Genomic DNA, 19,902 nt, shown 5'->3' on the forward strand with positions numbered 1-19,902 from the left:
CTATTTATTCAGCTTCAAAAAAATCATCTTTAAAACCTATTAAGTATAATTTTTCTTGTGCTCTTGTTACTGCGGTATATAGCCAACGTAAATAATCTCGATTTATACCTTCTGGTAAATAAGGTTGTTCTACAAATACAGTATTCCATTGTCCACCTTGTGATTTATGACATGTTATAGCATAAGAGAACTTTACCTGCAATGCATTAAAATGGTTGTTACCTTTTATTTTTAAATACTTTTTATACTTACTGGTTTCATCTTCATAATCTTTTTGTATTTCTTGATATAAGCGATTAGAATCTTCATATGGTAAAGAAGGTGTTTCTGCAGAAATAGTATCTAATAACAAAACGGTTTCTAAAGGTCTCATTTTTGGGTAATCAACCATACGTATTTTAACTTCGGCAAACCTAAAACCATATAACTCTTTAATACTAAAAATTTCTAGAACCTCTATAATATCTCCATTTGCAATAAATCCTGCTTCACTAGTAGGCTTTAACCAAAAATAATTATTTTTAACTACCATAAGATAATCTCCGGCAGATAATTCGTTTTCATTAAATAGAATACGACTACGTATTTGCTGGTTATATAAATTAGCTCTTTTATTACTGCGTACAATAATTGCCATTTCTTCGTTACCTAATGTACTATAGGCTTCGTTAATAGCATCCATTATATCGTAACCATCAACAAGTCTTACAATATCTGGAAAACCTTTTATGTTAAATTTAAAACTTTCAAAAAAAGAACTAGCAATGGTTTCTCTTAATAATGTTGCGTTTTCTAAAATTCCAGAATCTTGACCTTGACGCATAACCTCGTCAAGTTCGATTTTAGTTACTTCTTTATTGTAGCTTAAACTTAATATGTTTTCGTCTAAAGCTGGACTAATATCAAGTTTAACCGGTGGTAATTGTGCTGTATCTCCAATTAAAAGCAATTTACATTTATGACCTTGATAAACATATTGCATTAAATCGTCTAGTAAGGAGCCATTGGCATAAAGTTTAGAGTCTGAAGGTGCATCTGGAATCATAGATGCTTCATCTACAATAAAAATGGTGTCTTTATGCTTATTTGGTTGCAATACAAACTTTACACCACCACCTTTATCCTTTTTAGGAAAATATATTTTTTTATGTATTGTAAAGGCTTCTTTTTTAGAATAATTACTAATAACTTTTGCTGCTCTACCCGTTGGTGCCATTAGGACTGCACTTTTTTTTGCTTTCCATAAATTATTAACTATTGTGCCAATTACAGTAGTTTTTCCTGTTCCAGCATAACCTTTTAACAAAAAGACATCATTATTATTATTTTTAAAAATAAATTCAGAAAGTTGTAATAATAATATATCTTGCTTCGCTGTTGGTGAAAACGGAAATTGCTGTTTTATAAGGGAATAAAATTGAGAAGACGTCATTAAGCTAATTAAGAATTTAAGAATAATTCAAATATATAAATGATTTTTACTCTTATTGGTTTTTACGAACAAAAAAAAATTGTAGATTTGCGATAGACCATTAACTAAATAAATTAAAAAATTATGATAATAATTGCTGTAATAGTTGTAATTCTTCTAACTGTTGGAATTGTTTGGGCAATAGACAAGTTTGTTCCTGTAAAATTAAAAACACCATTAACCATTTTACTTTGGATAGGAATTTTTGCTTTAGGTTACATAACCTTTAACTCTGTATATGATGAAATTAAATTTCACAACATTAAACAAGACCGCTATGCTGCAGTAATTAAAAACCTAGTAGACATTAGAGATTCGGAATTAGCATATAAAGAAGTAAATGGAAAATTTACAGGCGATTTTAACGAATTAGTAAGCTTTATAGAAACTGGCAAATTTGCAATTATAGAACGTAGAGATTCTACAGTTATAGATGAAGAAAAAACAAAAGCTTATGGTGGAATTAAGTACACTAAAGAAATTACTATTACAGATACTTTAAATTTTGTTTCGGTTAAAGATTCTTTATTTAAAACTTCTACACGATATAAAACAATGATTAATATTCCTTATGCTAAAGAAGGTACTAAGTTTACTTTAAAAGCTGGAGAAGTTGGAGAAGATGACAAAAAACTTCCAGTATTTGAAGCTGTAGCTTGGAAAAAAGATATTTTATACGATCAACCAAAAGATTTAATTAGAAAAGAAGAAAACGCTTTCTCTGTTGAAGAAATTAATGGTGATGCCATTAGAATTGGTTCTATGGAAGAAGTAAAAGTTAATGGAAACTGGCCAAAAGTTTATGATCCAACAAACTAATAACAGTAACCAAATATCACATAAAGCATTGTCCATTCAAATAAGTTTGAATGGACTTTCTTTTTGTATTATAAACACTCACGACTATTCGGTATTAAAAATTGAACATGAAGTTTTTAATAAAAAAATTACACCTTTTGAATTATTAGATACTATTAAACACAGTTTTAATACTAAAACGTGGTTAGACGACACTTTTAATACTGTACAAGTAATTCATGAAAATGAATTGTCTACACTAGTACCTAAACCTTTGTTTAATGAAGAAGCAATTGCAGATTACTTAAAACTAAACTCTAAAATTCTTAAAACAGACTTTATAACCTTCGATACCATTTCTGTAAACGATTCTGTTAACGTTTATGTACCTTACGTAAACGTAAACAACTACATTTACGAGCGTTTTGGAGATTTTACATACAAGCACTACTCTACTATTTTAGTTGAGCAGATTTTAGCTCAAGAAAAAAATGCAAATAACAATAAAATGTACATTCATGTAAGTGAAACTCATTTTGAAATTATTGTTACAAAAAAAGGTAATTTAGAGCTTTACAACACTTTCGAATACCAAACTGCTGAAGATTTTATTTATTATGTACTTTTTACTGCAGAGCAATTAAAACTTAATCCAGAAGTTATTGAAACAGTATTATTAGGTACTATTTTTAAAGACGATGCACTTTACAACATACTATATAAATACATTAGGCATGTAAATTTTGGTAGCCGAAAAGAAGACATAATAACAACTAAAGACATTAAAAATAACCACTCACATTTCACACTTTTAACACGATTTTAAATGCGTATAATTTCAGGAGAATTTAAAGGTAGAAGAATTACAGCACCAAAAAAGTTGCCTGTACGTCCTACAACAGATATGGCTAAAGAATCGTTGTTTAATATTTTAAATAACACGTATTATTTTGACGATATTTCTGTGTTAGATTTATTTGCCGGAACAGGTAATATAAGTTATGAATTTGCTTCGCGAGGCACAGAAAATATTACATGTGTAGATGCCGATTACGGGTGTATTAAATTTATAAACGAAACTGCAGAAAGTTTCGATATGTCTATACAAACTATAAAAAGTGATGTTTTTAAATTTTTAGAAAACAGCAATACAAAACACACCATAATTTTTGCCGATCCGCCTTACGATTTTCCTGTAGAAGAATTCTCAAAAATTCCAGAACTTGTTTTTAAAAATGAATTATTGGAAACCGAAGGTTTACTTATTGTAGAACACTCTAAACACACAAACATTTCGCACTTAGAGCATTACAGCCACTCTAAAAGTTATGGTGGCAACATGTTTAGCTTTTTTAAAAACGAAACAATAGACGAAGAAGAATAGGTTTTAAAAACCGTAATTATTTTCCTACGTAAAAATACTGGATTTCAAGCACTTATGTTTTTTAAGTGCTTTTTTTCATTATCTTGCTATTGCTATTATCAACTAAATTTGTAATCTATTTACACACCTCATTCTGCACCTTATTCTTTTCAGTTAAAATATTAATAGCATATTTAGTTGCAAAACTTTGCTATGGTTAAAAGTAAGTTATTAATCAATTTATATTAACCAAAACATGCCACATTATGAAAACTTTAAAGCATCAAAAAAAAACTAGAAAGAAGTTAGTATTTAGTAAAAATTTTAAATCAAACTTAATGGCATTAATTGCCTTGCTGTTTGCTTTTAATATTACACATTCGCAAGATGAAGTAACTATGTTTGTTTTACATACAGATAATGTAAAATTCGAAAAAATACCAGCCTATGAAAAAGTCGCTAAAGAATTAAAAGACAATTTTACGAAGTATAATCTTAAAGATAATAATTGGACGACTGTTAACACACAAGATGGTCGTTACGTATATGTTACGCCAATTAAAAATATGGCAGAATTAGATAAAAACATAATGAAAGGCCTAACCGATAAAATAGGAGAAGAAGCCGTTAATACTATGTTAGATTCTATGGACGATTGTTACGATACGCATAACGATAAAATAATTCATTATATTAAAGATTTATCTTATGAGCCAGAAGGTTATACTACTGCTGGTAAAAATTACCGCGAGTATCATTTTATTTATTACGCACCAAAAAACGCTAAAAAAATTAAGGAAGCTATAGCTAATGTTAAAGCCTTATATGTAAAAAAAGGGATAAAAAACGGTTATACTATTTTTCATAGTGGATTTGGAAGCGACAAAAGCTATTTTATGGTATCTGTTGCTGGTAAAGACAAGTTAGAAATCGCTCAAATCGATAAAATTGAAGAGAAGCAATTAGGAGAAGAACTAGATCCTGCAATGTTTAATGTTATTGCTTTAAGTACAAAATATGAAAAAGTTGAAGCCAGAGTAAGGCCAGATCTTAGTTACTATCCAAAAGAATAATAACTAGATAATTAACAACATACAAAAACCCTTTACAAATTTGTAAAGGGTTTTGTTTTTTTAAGTAAATCTATAAGCCGGATTCTGTACTCTTTCGAGCCCTTATCATTTATCTACATGAGTTGTTACCAACACACTTTAGCTGCCTACCCTCTAGCTCGCGCGTGCACGCTCAAGCGCTAGTTTACATGACATTGCACCACATAGAGTTTACCTGGTTTCACTACAGCATGACCTGTACATACTTTCTGTTGCACTTTTCCTAACCTCACGGCTGGTGGCTGTTAACCACTATATTGCACTACGGTGTCCAGACTTTCCTCACAAACAATAATGCCTGTGCGATAAGGCAATTTACTTATTTGCAAAAATAGAATAAACTTATGTATGTTTTAATATGAATATAAAATTTGTTTTGGCAAGTTAGTTTATCGTTGTTGTATATGGTTTGTTGCGTGGTTTAGGCACCTAATTTAGCAAATACAAACCGAATAGAAAATCCGCGAGGATTTTCGTAAGTAAGCTAGAACTAGCAATAAATTATATACGGTGTTGTAGCCAGTTATTTTTTCTTTCTTTTTTGTTCAATTTTTGTCAATTCAGATTTCGAATCATAAGGAACTTTTCCAGATGGAACGACCTTACTACTGGATTCTAAATGCGTGTCTTGGTCATCGAAAAATATATGAGCTCCAAATGCTTTTAAAACTTTATCTTTTGAAAGTCCTCCCAGAAAATAGGCTTCATCAACATATACTCCCCATTTTCTTAATGTTTTAATTACTCTCATATGCGATGGTGCATTTCTTGCTGTAACAATTGAAAGTCTTAAAGGCGATAATTCAATTCTTGTTGGTAAATGTTCTTGAATTTTCGATAACTTAATTAATAAATTCGCAAAAGGACCTTCTTTTAATTGTTCATCTTCGTGTTCTGATTCATACTTATGAAATGCATCCATTCCTTCTGTTTTGTATCGTAATTCAGATTCGTCAGAGAATAAAACTGCGTCAGCATCAAATGCTATTTTTACTCGATTATCTTTTGGGTCAAATTCAGTTGGTGGTGCGTATAAAGTTGCTGCAGCACAGGTTTTAGAATCTATAACGGTTTGAACATCTTTACTGTCTTTTGATAAAAATAAATCCACATCAAAAGCATCAATGTAAGGTGCTAAAGGTTCTCCTCCTGATAATGCAACTCTTGTTATGTCTAAATTTTGACTTTTTATTGAATTAAGCATCCTAACTCCAGTTTCAGGACTATTTCTTGACATTACTACAACTTCTACTATACGTTTGTTAGCTTGATTGTTCAGTTCAAGAAGACTTTTTACTAAATAAAATGCAGTTCCGTGCCCTAAAGGTTCGTTTTCATTTTCTTGTTGAAATTTTCGAAAACCTTCAATTCCTTCCGAATCAAAAATTTCATTTTCTTTCTCCAAGTCAAATAATGCTCTTGAAGAAACTCCTATTACTAATATGTCTGAAAAGTCTACTGGCATTTCGTTTGGTTTTAATTGGCTACAACGTGTTAACTGATATGAAATCGTTTTAATGTTTTATATCAGACGATAAACGAAGTTAGCAGAAAAATTTGACAATGTCAAGTTATTATAAAATTGAAAAAACAACTTCTTTTTGTTAATAACTCCTATTAAATTATACTTTCAAAATTCTAAATTCTAAATTGAATTTTTAACTTTGTTATTCTAAATAAAAGCATTAAAATTTGGAACACTTTGTAGTATCGGCCAGAAAGTATAGACCACAAACGTTTAAGGACGTTGTTGGGCAATCTGCTATTACAAATACTTTACTTAATGCTATTGAAAACAACCATTTAGCACAAGCTTTATTATTTACAGGTCCGCGTGGTGTTGGTAAAACCAGCTGCGCACGTATACTCGCTAAAATGATAAATAGCGATGGTACAGAAACCGGAGACGAGGATTATGCTTTTAATATTTTTGAGTTGGATGCTGCATCTAACAACTCGGTAGACGATATTAGAAGTCTTACAGACCAAGTACGCATACCTCCTCAAGTTGGAAAATATAAAGTATATATTATAGATGAGGTACACATGCTTTCTCAAGCCGCTTTTAATGCGTTTTTAAAAACACTAGAAGAGCCACCTAAGCATTGTATATTTATTCTTGCAACTACCGAAAAACATAAAATTATACCTACCATTTTATCGCGTTGTCAAATTTTCGACTTTAAACGTATTACGGTAAAAGATGCTAAGGAGTATTTAAAATATATTGCTAAAGAACAAGGTATAAATGCTGAAGATGATGCGCTGCATATAATTGCACAAAAAGCAGATGGCGCCATGCGTGATGCTTTATCTATTTTCGATCGTGTAGTTAGTTTTTCTGGTAAAGATTTAACAAGACAAGCAGTTACCGAGAATTTAAACGTTTTGGATTACGAAACGTATTTTACAAGTACCGATTTTATTTTAGACAATAAAATTCCAGAATTATTACTTCAGTTTAACGACACGCTTTCCAAAGGTTTCGATGGCCACCATTACATTGCTGGTTTAGCATCGCACTTTAGAGATTTACTGGTTTGCCAAAATCCTGCTACAATCGAGCTTTTAGAAGTTGGAGACCAAACTAAAGAGAAATATATAGAGCAAGCTAAAAAAGCACCACAATCCTTTTTACTAAAAGGCATTGAGTTAGCTAACGAAACGGATTTAAAATATAAATCCAGTAAAAATCAACGACTACTCGTTGAACTTTGCCTTATGCAGCTTGCCTCTATCACTTTTGATGGAGAAAAAAAAAATAGCAGTCGGTTCATAATTCCGCCATCTTATTTTAAACGCCTTGGCATAAAACCAATTCCAGTAAATAAGCCTATTCCAAAAACAACAGACTCTAAAGAAGTTATAGAAAACAAACAACAATCTATTGCTAAACCAACACCTAAAGTTGAAGTAGCAGCAGAAAATGTTAAACCAAAAATTGTTTTAAATAGAGAAACAAAACGTACTTCTGGTTTATCTTTAAAAAGTATTCGTGCAAAAAAAGAGCACGAAATAAAACAAATGGAGGTTGTTGTTGACGAAGAAAACCTACCAAGAGAAGCCTTTTCTCAAGACGAATTAACTAAAGTTTGGAATACCTTTGTTACTAAAATTGAAGCTGAAGGTAAAATGAATTTAGCCGCAATATTATCTATAGACAAACCAACTTTAAAAGGCACAACCATACATTTAACGTTCCCAAATGCTACTAATAAAGTTGAAGTAGAAAGACAATCTTTCGATTTATTACAATTTCTTAGAAAAACATTAAAAAACTACGATATAAGTTTAGATATTGACGTTAATGAAGAAATGCAAAAGAAATTTGCATATACTCCAGACGAGAAATATGAAAAACTAAAAGAGAAAAATCCTAATATTGAATTATTAAGAAAAACTTTTGATCTCGATCTTTAAACAGACCAAAAACAGCAGTGTTTTAAACAATAAAACACCTTAACTATAACTAATTATTTTTTTGAAAAACATTAAAATTTAAAATGAAAAATGTCTTGTTTCTTTTAGCTATTGTTTTTCTTGTCTTTGTGGGATGCGATGGCAAGGATCGTGTTCATTTAACTAACTCCGAAATTTTAAAAGAACACAAGTTACTGGACTCTTTTTCTGAAAAAGTTAAGTACATTCCTGAACAATATTCTGAAGTTGTAACAGACTCACTTTATGATAATGGTTTTAGAGTAAAAATTAAAATGTATACAGATTTAGATAGAGATGTATTATTTACAAAAACTGAAGAATCTATTACTTACAAGGAACATTACAGAAATTTTAAGTTTGATATATTAATAGTGAAAAACAATTCTATTATATATCAAAAATCTTTTGATAAAGATATAATAAATAAAGAATTGGCAGTTTTTTCGAATAATATACCTGAAAGTTCTCTATATTTTAATTTTGGAAAATTAGCAGTATTAAAATATATTGAGGTTGATTATGAACCTTCGTTAAAAAATATGATAATTATAAATTTCATGTATGCTATACCAAATACAGATAGATATTCCACACATTCATTAATAGTTAATGATAAAGGAAACGGAACTATTATTCACAAAAATGTAAATTAAATGCTAGGATTAAAACTACCAACCGATCCGCGTTGGGTAAACATAGTAGAAAAAAATATTGAAGATATTTTAACAGACCATGCTTTTTGCGAACAGAAAGCAACAAGTACTGCAATTTCTTTAATTGTAAGCTTTCCTGAGTACACAGACTTAGTACAAGAAATGGTGGCTTTAGTAAAAGAAGAGATTAGCCATTTTAAAATGGTACACGATTTAATTTTAAAAAATGGTTGGGTTTTAGGTAGAGACAGAAAAGATGAATATGTTGCAAAACTATTACAATTCTTTCCTAAAGGTGGTAGCCGTACTACCCAATTAGTACATAGATTACTTTATGCAGCTTTAATTGAAGCACGAAGCTGCGAACGCTTTAGACTATTAAGCGAAGAATTAGAAGATAAAGAATTAGCTGAATTTTACAGAAAACTTATGGTAAGCGAAGCCAACCATTACACTATGTTTTTAGGATTTGCAAGACAGTATGGAGATAGAAAAGAAGTAGATAAAAAGTGGCAAGAACTTTTAGATTTTGAAGCAGAAATTATGAAGGACTTGAGCAAAAGTGAAACCATTCATGGATAGCATTTATGGATAGACACACTTAAGTTTATAACTAAAAAAAAATCCAACATTAAACATGTTGGATTTTTTAGTTATATAATTGTATTGGTTTGGTTAAAACTTAACACCAAATCCTATTTGCATGTTTGTATTTTTTGCTTCAAGATTTGTTTCGTCATCAAAGATATTAGTTAAACCATAAGAATATCTAAAGTCTATAAAAAATTCATCTGAAATCATGTATTCTATTCCTGCTAGACCAGAAAATGCTAAGTTTTGTAAACCATCTTCATATTCATGACCTTTTAAACTTGCTTGTGGTCCTAAACCTATAGCTAAGCTTTGCCCTAATTTATATTTAAAGAATATTGGCATTTGAATGTAGTCTATTCTAATAGCTTCTTCTTTTGCTCCTTCTGCAGAAAATTGAATTTCTGGCGCAATAGATAAACTACTTCCTAAGCTGTATTCTGCAAAAAATCCAATTGCAAAACCATTTCTATGCATGTTTTCAAAATCTCCAGTTGTTGGTTCAAAATCTAAATTTGAAATATTATAACCTGCACGAACACCATATAAAGCGTTTTGAGAGAAGCCATAAATTGAAAACATTGCAAATGCAGCGATAAGTATAATTTTTTTCATAAAAGTTGGATTTATAATTTTAAAGTTTTGGTTTATTTTTAAAGTTGCACTAATATAATTTATTTTTAATATAATTTAAGCAATTAAAAGATAAAGTGTATCATTTTAACTTTGTATGGCTTAAAATAATTTCTTTATACATACTTTTTATGATTCCGTCTGCCAATCCTATTTTTGGAACATAAATATCTTTTGCTCCACTCCATTTCATTGCAGACAAATAAATTCTTGTAGCAGGAATAATAACATCGGCTCTATCTTGGTTCATATTTAATTCTGTAATTCTTTCTTCGTAAGAGTAGCTTTGTAATTTTTGATAATATGAGGTTAAATAAAAGTATGTTAGCGGTTTACCTAAAGCTTTACCAGAGGTTTTAAAAATATTATTTATATTTCCTCCAGAGCCAATAACATCTATTTTCTCATATTCTTTAGTTTCTGTTCTTACCCATTGTTCTAACTCTTGCCAAGTTTCTTTTTTAACGATATCGTTTAATAAACGTACAGTACCTACTTTAAAGGATTTTGATACTGTTTTTTCTCCGTTATGGATAACACTAAATTCTGTACTTCCTCCTCCTACATCTACATATAAATATGTTTTATTTTTATCTATAAACGTACTTAAATCTGTAGCTGCTATAATTGTAGCTTCTTCTTCTCCTCCTATAATATCTATAGTTATTCCAGTATTTTCTAATATTTGCGCTGCTAATTTTTCACCATTTTTAGCCTCTCGCATTGCAGAGGTTGCACATGCTTTATATTTATCTACACGATGTGTTTTCATTAACAGCTTAAACGCCTGCATGGTATCTAACATTCTATTAGTATTTTCTTTCGAAATTTTACCATTTATAAACACATCGGCTCCTAAACGAATAGGCACTCTTACTAAAGATGTTTTTTTAAATCGTGGTGGCTTATTTTTTTCTTCTACAATACTAGAAATAAGTAGTCTTACAGCGTTCGAACCTATATCTATTGCAGCATATTTAAATATTTTTAGCATTAATTTAATTGGTTTTTATAATAATTATAGGTTTCAAATTGCGCTCTTACTTTCTTTAATTTATTTTGTTTATAATTATTAGACTGCTTGCTATCTAAAATTCTAGATTTTACATTATCGCTCCAACAAATATTAAAAGTTTCTATTAGTTCGTTTTTAATATTTTCATCATAAATAGGACAACTAACCTCTACTCTATTTTCTATATTTCTTGTCATCCAATCTGCCGAAGAAATATAAACTTTTGGGTTATTATCATTACAAAAAACATACAACCTAGTATGTTCTAGAAATTTGTCGATTATACTTACTACTTCAATATTTTCACTCATTCCCTTAACACCAGGAATTAAGCAACAAATACCACGAACAATCATTTCTATTTTAACTCCTGCATTACTAGCTTCGTACAATTTATCTATCATTTTGTAGCTAGAAATACTATTCATTTTTAACCTAATATACGCAGGTTTTCCTTCTTTTTTATTTTTGATTTCGTTATCAATTAATTTAAAAAATGTATTTTTAGTATAGTGAGGCGATGTTATAATATGCTTAAATCTATAAACTTTATAGTTAACAGAAAAGAAGCTAAATAATTTATTTATGTCTTTTAGTATTTTTTGATTTGCAGTAAAGAGAGTATAATCTGTATAGATTTTAGCTGTAGACTCATTAAAATTTCCTGTACTAATAAAGCCGTAACGTACTATTTTTTTATTCTCTTCCCTTTCTATTAAACACATTTTACTATGCACTTTTAAACCTTGTACTCCAAAAATAAGTTGTACACCTTCTCGTTGCATTTGCTCTGCATAATCTATGTTTGCTTGCTCATCAAAACGTGCCTGAATCTCCATAGAAACAGTTACTTTTTTTCCATTAATTGCTGCATTAATTAAGGAGCTTGCAACATGAGAAATTTGTGCTAATCTATAAATAGTAATTTTTATTGTTTTTACTTTAGGATCTAAAGCTGCTTCTCTTAAAAATTTTACTGTATAAGCAAAGGTGTGGTATGGTGTGTATTGTAAATAGTCCTTTTTAGCGATAGCCTCAAAAATACTGGTTTCTAAACTTAATCCTTTTACTGGTAATGGTTCAATTTTATTATATAGCAAATCTGTTCTACCTAGACTTGGAAATCCCATATAATCTCGCCTGTTATGGTACCTACCGCCTGGTATAATACTATCGGAACTTTCAATTCCCATTTTTGCCATTAAAAAAGAGAGTGTTTGTTTGTCTATAGTTTTATCATAAACAAATCTAACAGGTTCACCATCTTGTCTATCTTTAACACTATCGCTAATTTTTTCCATAAAACTTTTGCTTAAATCACTTTCAAGATCAAGCTCTGCATCTCGTGTTATTTTTATCATGTGAGCAGAAATAGTTTTATAATCGAAAATATTAAAAATATCATCTAAACAATAGCGCAATAAATCGTCTAAAATAATGATATAGTTCTTGTTACCTTGTTTTGGCAACACTATAAAACGATCTATGTTTTTAGAAATTTCTATTAGTGCATATTGATTTTTTTCTCCTTCTAAAACCATGTTTATTGCTAAGTAAGCTGCACTGTCTTTTAAATTAGGAATCTCTACTTCATTATTTAATATTATAGTTACTAAAGCAGGACTTACATGCTGAATAAAATAGTTTTTTATAAAGTTTTTTTGACTATCATTTATTTGATTTTCCTTTATAATAAAAATATTTTCGGCTTCTAATTTTGATTGAATATTACTTAAAATATTTAAACTTTCTGCCTGTTGTTTTATTACCGTTTTAGTAATAATTTCTAATAAATCTGAAGCTTTTATTCCTCCTAATTGATTTTTTCCTGCTTTTCCAGCTTCATCAATACGCTTTACTGTTGCGTAACGCACTTTAAAAAATTCGTCCAAATTATTAGAGAAAATACCTAAAAAACGCAGACGTTCTATTAACGGAACATTCTCATCTGAAGCTTCTTGCAAGACTCTTGCGTTAAATTGCAACCAACTTAATTCTCTATTTATGTAGGTATAATTTTGAACTATTTTTTTCTTCATTTTGCAAATATTTCATCACAAATATATTCTATTATTTACATTATTTTAAATGTTTTGGAAATACAATTTTTTCAGTCTTTCCTCTATTAAGATTTTTCCAACTATCAATTTCAAAAATTATCTTTACAAAGCCAGACGTAGTAACGTTTTCTACTTTAATATCTCCATAATTGTTTACAAAATTAGTAAGCGCATAATTATGGCCAAAAATCATAACCTTACCGAATGAATCGTTAATAGACTCGATAAACTGCAAAAGAGACTCTCCAGAAAAATCGTATAATTCCTTTGAATATTCTATTTTAACATTTGATAAGCCTAAATTTTTAATAAAAATTTCAGAAGTTAATTTCGTTCTTTCTGCTGCGCTACAGAAAATAATTTCTGGTTCTATTTTAACACTATTTAAATGATTAGAAACCAAGTTAGCATCGTTAATACCACGCTTTTTTATTGGACGATTAAAATCTTCTAAATTATTATTCCAACATGATTTTGCATGACGTATTAAGTAAAGTGTTTTTTGTCTATTTATCGTATTTATTCGCATTTTATCGATATTTTATATATATTTGTCTTTTTAACGAATATATGTGTTATTAAACATTTTTATTTGTTAGCCTAAAAAAATACAATTTATTTAGCAAAGCTATTAATAGGCTTGCCCCTAAACCTAAAACCTACTGTCGCCATAAAATGGTGAAACTCCCTTAAGATTAAGCAAATTAATAGTTTTAATTTATGAGTTAACTATGTTATGTACAAATTACTAAAGATAATATTATCTCCCGTTTTATTAACAACTTACTTCTGTAACTTGTTTTTTGTTTATTTCTACACATCAATTAAACTAATACATAAATATTTTTCTAAACAGAATTATATTAAAGCATTTAAATATAAATTTCAATTTATTCAATTACACGTATTTATGAGTAAATTTGATTATAAAAAAACTATTAATAAACCCCATTTGTTAATTACTAACTATGCCAACCTTTATATATAAATTCAAAAAATCGCTACACGCGTATTTATTTTTAGCGTTTCTATTTATTAGCTTTTCATCTTTTTCGCAAACCCAAGCTAATTCTATACAAACTGGTGTTACCTTTCAATGGGCTGAAGCATCTCAACCACTCAATAACAGTTCTGCTACTATAGAGTCTATAACTATTGATGGAGATGTTTACAACACTTTTGTAGTTCCTTCTGGTTACGAAATGACTATTGTTGGACCTCAAGGCCATTCTAGAAATAGAATATTAGACAATGGAGCTCCGTTTCCTAATAGTGCTTTACCACCTTGGAATGCTAAAGCTCTTGATGCTTTTCAAGATTTAAATTTAAACCATTATTTCTCAAGCGATGTTAATGGAGATAACATTTGTATGGATTTTTCTGCTGCTTTAAATACAGATGGGCAAGTTCAAACCATTTTTTACAACCCACCTATCCCTTCAAATACAGGAGGTGTTTTTGCCGCAATAGAAAGAAATGCAAATAACTGTTTCTATATTGAAGTTTTTGGAACACTTGTAGGTAGTTCTACAGTACAAAAAATTGGTGAAACATTTGTAAGACCTTATTCAAGTGCCCAATGGGGACCTGGATACACTCCTCCACCGGCAGGAAACACAATAGATTATTGGAAAACTAATAGAGTTGCAGAAAATAATGGAAATATTGGTGTTGCTTTATTTTATTTAGATGATATAGCTCCAACAGGTTCAAAAATACATAACATTAGATTTTTAGCTGCAACCAATGACCATGGAGATGGTAAATTTTTTATTTTACAAAAATATGCGGTTAGTAATACACAACAAAGTTGTATAGACACCAAACATAGTGGTGATTTATCAGAATCTGATAATGTTCCTGAAAATTCTACATATAGTCTAGTTTCGGGACCTTCACCTGCTGGTCAAGCCTTTAATTTAAATACAGACGGAACCTACTCGTACACTCCTACACAAGGCTTTACAGGAACAGTAACTTTTGATTATCAAGTTTGCTTGCCAGAACCTAACCAAAGTGTATGTGATACTGGTAAAGTTACTATAATAGTTAATCCTCCTCCAGGACAACCTGTTGTAGAATTAAATTGTAATGGGCCAAACGATAATTCTATAACTATAACCTCTCCAACAGGTTCTCAATATGAATATTCTATTAATAATGGACCTTATCAATCGTCTAATACATTTAATGGGATAACTAATGGAGATTATTCTGTTTCAATTATAGATAATTATACTGGATGTGAAAACTTAAATGCAACAACTTATACTGCTGTAGATACTGATGGAGATGGTATTTTTGATGATTGTGATCTTGATGACGATAATGATGGTATTTTAGACATTGATGAATCTAATTTAGTAAACAATTTATGTCCAATTTTAAATTCGTCTAACAAAGTACACACACCTGGACCTTCTTCAAACGGTGTTGGCTCTACAACTTTATGGAGTAACGTAGGTACTTACGAAGGTACACCTGTAGATTTAAAAGTAGAAGTATTAAGTGCTGATCCGGACATTTCTGTTAATATAGATGATTATACTTTTATAGGAGAAATATATGTTTTAAACATGACAGGAACGGCTACCTCTGGTCAAGCCACTCTAAGATTTAGTTATTTTGTATCTGGAACTAACACTCCTATTCAAGTTACTAGTAAACTAATTTGGAAAGATTTAGACGGAGGAGTTTATGAGCCAACTGGAGATTTATTTAATGAAAAAATAACTTTTCAATCATCCGATTTATCTGGTTATCAATTCTCCGACCCTACGTTTGTATCTGCTAACTTAGTATCTTCTGATACAGAATTTACTTCAAATTTCAATACTGATTCAGTTTCTGATGAAAGATTATGGATATCTACATTTTTAAATCCACTTTCTTCTTTTGAAGTTACTTTTGATAAAAGAGCTTTCCAAACCGGTTATGTTTATGGATGTGATGAACTTACAAATCCAGGAACAAGTGTTTTAACTTATGACACAGATAATGATGGCATACCAGATTTATTAGATTTAGACAGTGATAATGATGGTTGTAGCGATGCAAATGAAGCTTATAACAACCCAAACGCAGATGCCGGAGATAGTGGTATATATGGTACAGATACACCTACATTTGCTAATGGTCAAGTAAACCAATTTGGTTTAGTAATTAGCGCCGGAATAGATAGTAGTCAACAAGCATACAATAATTCTATAGCAACTACAAGTAATGGAGAAAACACATTTCAAGAAGCAGTAGTTACTGAAATTACAGAAGAATTAGAAGACCAAGAAACCTGCGAAAATGCTAATGCTACATTTACAGCTACTGCGATTGCAACTATACTTCCTACAACTCCTGCCACTACCGCAACCACTAATTTAAATTATGAATGGTTTGTAAGTACAGATAATGGAACTAGCTTTAATGCAATACCAGGAGAAAGTGGAACAATAGCAAGTGGAGCTCAATTAAATCTTGTTTTATCGAATGTTACACTAGATATGGATGATAACATTTATAAAGTATTATTCACTAATGAAGCAAATATTTGTTTCGAAGAAACTTTAGCAAGCCTTACTGTAAATCCTAAAGCTACATTATCGGTTCCTAATGAAATTACGATAGAAGGCTGTGATACTAACGACATAAAAGCATCGAATGCTGTATTTAATTACAATACTTCTCAATCTGGTAATGTATTAAATACTTTTAATAATGTAAATAATTATACAACAACAAATACAGATCAAATAAATACTATAACCTATATAGACACTATAGTATCTTCAACTAACTGTTTAACAATAGTTAATAGAACATTTACATTAACAGATGCATGTAATAACACAACTAATGTTGTGCAAACAATTACAGTTCAAGATACAGAACCTCCTTTAATAGATACAAATGCTTTAAATTTTACAGTTCAATGTGATGGATCTGGGAATACAAGTGAATTTAACAATTGGATAAATTCAAATGGAGGAGCTTATGCATACGATGAATGTGGAGGTCCAATAACTTGGACTAATAATTTTACAAGCCTAACAGATGAATGTGGTGGAACAGGAACTACTACTGTAACGTTTACAGCTACAGATCAATGTGGTAATTCTTCAACTACAACAGGTACATTTACAATTATTGATACCTTACCGCCAAATATTGTTGGTTTCCCTTCTAATGTTGATAACACACAACCTTCTTGTGTAGATGTTCCTGTATTAAGTTTTAGCTCTTACACAGAGGAGTCTGGAGACGGTAACAACTCAACTTTTTTACAAGGAGAAGTATTTAGATTTCCTTCTATAGCTCCTGGTGTAGATGCATTATTAACTATCGTTGCTACTGTAGGAACAACAATACCAATTTTAGATGATAACTCTAATGGTGTAGATTCTTTTAGACCACGTACAGCTTTTAGCATAGCATCAATTGGAGATAGAGCATATACCGAATTTAAATTAGATTTTGTAGATAGCGGAACATCTAACTCTACAACTCTACCAGAATTCTATTCTAATTTTAATGATATTGATGGTAATTCGTCTTTTGGAGAGGTAAACTGGACAGCATTTACTGCGAGCTATACCGTTAATAATCCAACAGATTTAACTATAACAGAAGAAGGACCATGGATTGTTGCTACTGCTGGAACTACAGAATACACAGGAGTAACGAATGCTAATCCACAAGCAAATATTACAACACGTAACACCAACGCTTCATCTTTTTCTTTTAGAGTTGGCGCTGTTGCAAGAGCTAACAATGTCTCTGCTAATGGTAGACAGCATAATATAGAATTTAACTGTATTTCTAATTATACAAATGCAGCTACTATCTCTGACGAAATTACAATTGAATGTGATGAGCTACAACCTGCAGAAACTTTAACTGCAACAGATGAGTGCGGTAATGCAACTATTACATTTTCAGAAACAACGACTCCAGGCACATGTGAGAACGAATTTACTGTAGAACGAACTTGGATGGCATCAGATGAGTGTGGAAATACTACAACTAGAACATTAACAATAAATGTAGTTGATACAACACCTCCAAGCTTTACAGTACCTGAAAATATTACAATTAATTGCGAACAAGACCCGTTAGATTTATCAATTACTGGTGATGTAACAGATGAAAACGATAACTGTGATACAAGTTTAGAAGCAACTTTTTCAGATGTTGAAGATAATTCTTCAGGAAACTGTTCTAGTGAAATAACTATTACAAGAACTTGGACATTAACTGACGCTTGTGGAAACACAACTGCAGCCGACCAAATTATTACTGTACAAGATTCTACAGCACCAACTTTTACAGTTCCTTCAGACGTAGTTATAAACTGTGAACAAGATCCTAACGACCTTTCTTTAACTGGTGATGTAACCAATGAACAAGATAACTGTGATAATGATCTTCAAGCTACTTATACAGATAGCTCATCAGTTGGTTCTTGTCCAAATGAATCTGTAATTTTAAGAGAATGGACACTAGTAGATGATTGCGGTAATACTACAAGTTTTACACAAACTATTACTGTTGAAGACAATACCGCTCCTAATTTTATAGGTGTATTACCACAAAACATTACAGTAGAATGTGATCAAGTACCTGAACCATCTGTATTATTATTCGATGATAACTGTAATAACATAAATTCAAAAATATTAAATTGGGAAAATGAAACTTGGCCATCAGGTTCATTAAGTAATAATTATAATGTTGATGGTACTAACGTTTCAATAACAATTCAAGACCCAACTAATTCACTAAACTCAGGCACTCCTGTAGTTGGTTCTTTTTATCAAGGTGACGAACCTACAATAGAAAAAACTTTAATAATAGCATCAAGCCTTCCCGTTTTACAAGAAGACACTGTTACTTTAACTATTTCTCTTGGTAACCCTGGAGTTGGCGTAACAAATACATTCTTCAAATTATTTGATGTTGACGGTGAAATTAATAATTTTTATAGACAAGAAGATTATACCATTACAGGTAGTTTAAGTGGTACTCCAGTAATGCCTTCTTTAAGTGCTACAGACAACCAAATTATTAATGGTAATGATGTTTATGGTATAGATCCAACAAGTCCTAGCGGAGGAAATTCAACCGAAGGTGTTGTTTCTGTTGCTTTTTCTGAAGCAGTAGATACTATTACTATAGTTTTCAAAATTATTAATAGTCCAAATATTAATCCTAATAGTTCTCCTGGTTTCGCATTACACAATATTTCTTTTACAGAAGAAAACGAAACTCCTTTACCTACTGCTACTTTTAATGAAACTATTACAAATGGTAATTGTACAAACGAATATACAATAACAAGAACTTGGGTTGCTACAGATAACTGTAATAACCAGGTTACACATACACAAATTATAAATGTTCAAGATACTAGTGATCCAACTTTCTCTGTTCCAGCTGATATTTCTATAAATTGTGATCAGGATCCTAGTGATTTAACACTTACTGGAGATGTTACAGATGAAGCTGATAACTGTTCAGGTTCCATAGAAGCTACTTTTACTGATGCTACAGCAGCTGGATCTTGTCCTAATGAAACTATAATTACTAGAACATGGTCATTAACTGACGCTTGTGGAAATACAACTACAGCTGATCAAACTATAACAGTATCAGATAACTCTGCTCCTACATTTACTGCTCCAGCGGATATTGAAATATTTACCGATGCTTCTTGTAATTACGATGCAACAGTTGGTCAAACTGGAGATGTTACTAACGAAGCTGATAACTGTG

General features: G+C 30.6%; 14 protein-coding genes and 1 other RNA gene. 8 read left to right on the forward strand and 7 right to left on the reverse strand.

Going from position 1 to position 19,902, the window contains the following annotated elements; translation table 11 throughout:
• Nucleotides 1–4: 4 nt before the first annotated feature.
• Nucleotides 5–1,432, reverse strand: coding sequence for an ATP-dependent DNA helicase (locus CLV86_RS13735; RefSeq protein ID WP_121053185.1), 1,428 nt, complete (start codon nt 1,430–1,432; stop codon nt 5–7).
• A gap of 123 nt (nt 1,433–1,555) precedes the next feature.
• Between CLV86_RS13735 and CLV86_RS13740 the strand changes: the two genes are divergently transcribed.
• The 4 genes from CLV86_RS13740 (at nt 1,556) to CLV86_RS13755 (ending at nt 4,705) form a co-directional block, all read left to right on the forward strand.
• Entirely contained in the window at nt 1,556–2,290 is a 735-nt protein-coding gene (locus CLV86_RS13740) for a hypothetical protein (protein ID WP_346227331.1), read from the forward strand.
• Nucleotides 2,253–3,095 carry a DUF3822 family protein gene (locus CLV86_RS13745; RefSeq protein WP_249037484.1) on the forward strand — a complete coding sequence of 281 codons (843 nt, stop codon included), beginning with the start codon at nt 2,253–2,255 and terminating at the stop codon, nt 3,093–3,095. The genes CLV86_RS13740 and CLV86_RS13745 overlap by 38 nt, the downstream gene beginning before the upstream one ends.
• On the forward strand, nt 3,096–3,653 hold the full coding sequence (locus CLV86_RS13750) for an RsmD family RNA methyltransferase (RefSeq protein ID WP_121053188.1): 558 nt from the start codon (nt 3,096–3,098) through the stop codon (nt 3,651–3,653).
• A 245-nt stretch (nt 3,654–3,898) separates the two neighbouring features.
• Nucleotides 3,899–4,705, forward strand: coding sequence for a hypothetical protein (locus tag CLV86_RS13755; protein WP_121053190.1), 807 nt, complete (start codon nt 3,899–3,901; stop codon nt 4,703–4,705).
• A 57-nt stretch (nt 4,706–4,762) separates the two neighbouring features.
• Here the strand turns inward: CLV86_RS13755 and rnpB are convergent.
• Together rnpB and CLV86_RS13765 are read right to left on the reverse strand one after the other, a co-directional pair.
• An RNA gene (rnpB, locus tag CLV86_RS13760) (RNase P RNA component class A) lies at nt 4,763–5,066 on the reverse strand.
• 201 nt (nt 5,067–5,267) lie between these two features.
• The gene (locus CLV86_RS13765; protein WP_121053192.1) at nt 5,268–6,209 is read right to left on the reverse strand and encodes a 5'-nucleotidase; all 942 of its coding nucleotides are present in this window, start codon (nt 6,207–6,209) and stop codon (nt 5,268–5,270) included.
• A gap of 227 nt (nt 6,210–6,436) precedes the next feature.
• On the opposite strand from CLV86_RS13765, the gene CLV86_RS13770 reads away from it, so the two are divergent.
• The 3 genes from CLV86_RS13770 (at nt 6,437) to CLV86_RS13780 (ending at nt 9,420) form a co-directional block, all read left to right on the forward strand.
• Nucleotides 6,437–8,164, forward strand: coding sequence for a DNA polymerase III subunit gamma/tau (locus CLV86_RS13770; protein ID WP_121053193.1), 1,728 nt, complete (start codon nt 6,437–6,439; stop codon nt 8,162–8,164).
• A gap of 83 nt (nt 8,165–8,247) precedes the next feature.
• Entirely contained in the window at nt 8,248–8,838 is a 591-nt protein-coding gene (locus CLV86_RS13775) for a hypothetical protein (protein WP_121053195.1), read from the forward strand.
• Nucleotides 8,839–9,420: a MiaE family protein gene (locus tag CLV86_RS13780; protein WP_076732786.1), complete on the forward strand. Its 582-nt coding sequence runs from the start codon at nt 8,839–8,841 to the stop codon at nt 9,418–9,420.
• Between the two features lie 93 nt (nt 9,421–9,513).
• Here CLV86_RS13780 and CLV86_RS13785 read toward each other — a convergent pair whose 3' ends face one another.
• The 4 genes from CLV86_RS13785 to CLV86_RS13800 form a co-directional block, all read right to left on the reverse strand.
• Complete coding sequence (locus CLV86_RS13785) at nt 9,514–10,044, reverse strand: porin family protein (protein ID WP_076732784.1); 531 nt, start codon at nt 10,042–10,044, stop codon at nt 9,514–9,516.
• A 100-nt stretch (nt 10,045–10,144) separates the two neighbouring features.
• Nucleotides 10,145–11,056 (reverse strand): Ppx/GppA phosphatase family protein, encoded by a 912-nt coding sequence (locus CLV86_RS13790; protein ID WP_076732782.1) that lies wholly within the window; start codon nt 11,054–11,056, stop codon nt 10,145–10,147.
• Entirely contained in the window at nt 11,056–13,116 is a 2,061-nt protein-coding gene (ppk1, locus tag CLV86_RS13795; protein ID WP_121053197.1) for a polyphosphate kinase 1, read from the reverse strand. Before ppk1 ends, CLV86_RS13790 begins: the two co-directional genes overlap by 1 nt.
• Nucleotides 13,117–13,156: 40 nt before the next feature.
• Nucleotides 13,157–13,666, reverse strand: a complete 510-nt coding sequence (locus CLV86_RS13800; protein WP_121053198.1) for a SixA phosphatase family protein — start codon at nt 13,664–13,666, stop codon at nt 13,157–13,159.
• Nucleotides 13,667–14,105: 439 nt separating this feature from the next.
• Here CLV86_RS13800 and CLV86_RS13805 point away from each other — a divergent pair.
• Nucleotides 14,106–19,902: HYR-like domain-containing protein (locus CLV86_RS13805; protein ID WP_121053200.1), on the forward strand; the 5,797-nt coding region annotated here is incomplete at its 3' end.

Origin of the sequence: Lacinutrix venerupis, assembly GCF_003663945.1 — a bacterium.
In the GTDB taxonomy this organism is placed as follows: Bacteria; Bacteroidota; Bacteroidia; order Flavobacteriales; family Flavobacteriaceae; genus Lacinutrix; species Lacinutrix venerupis.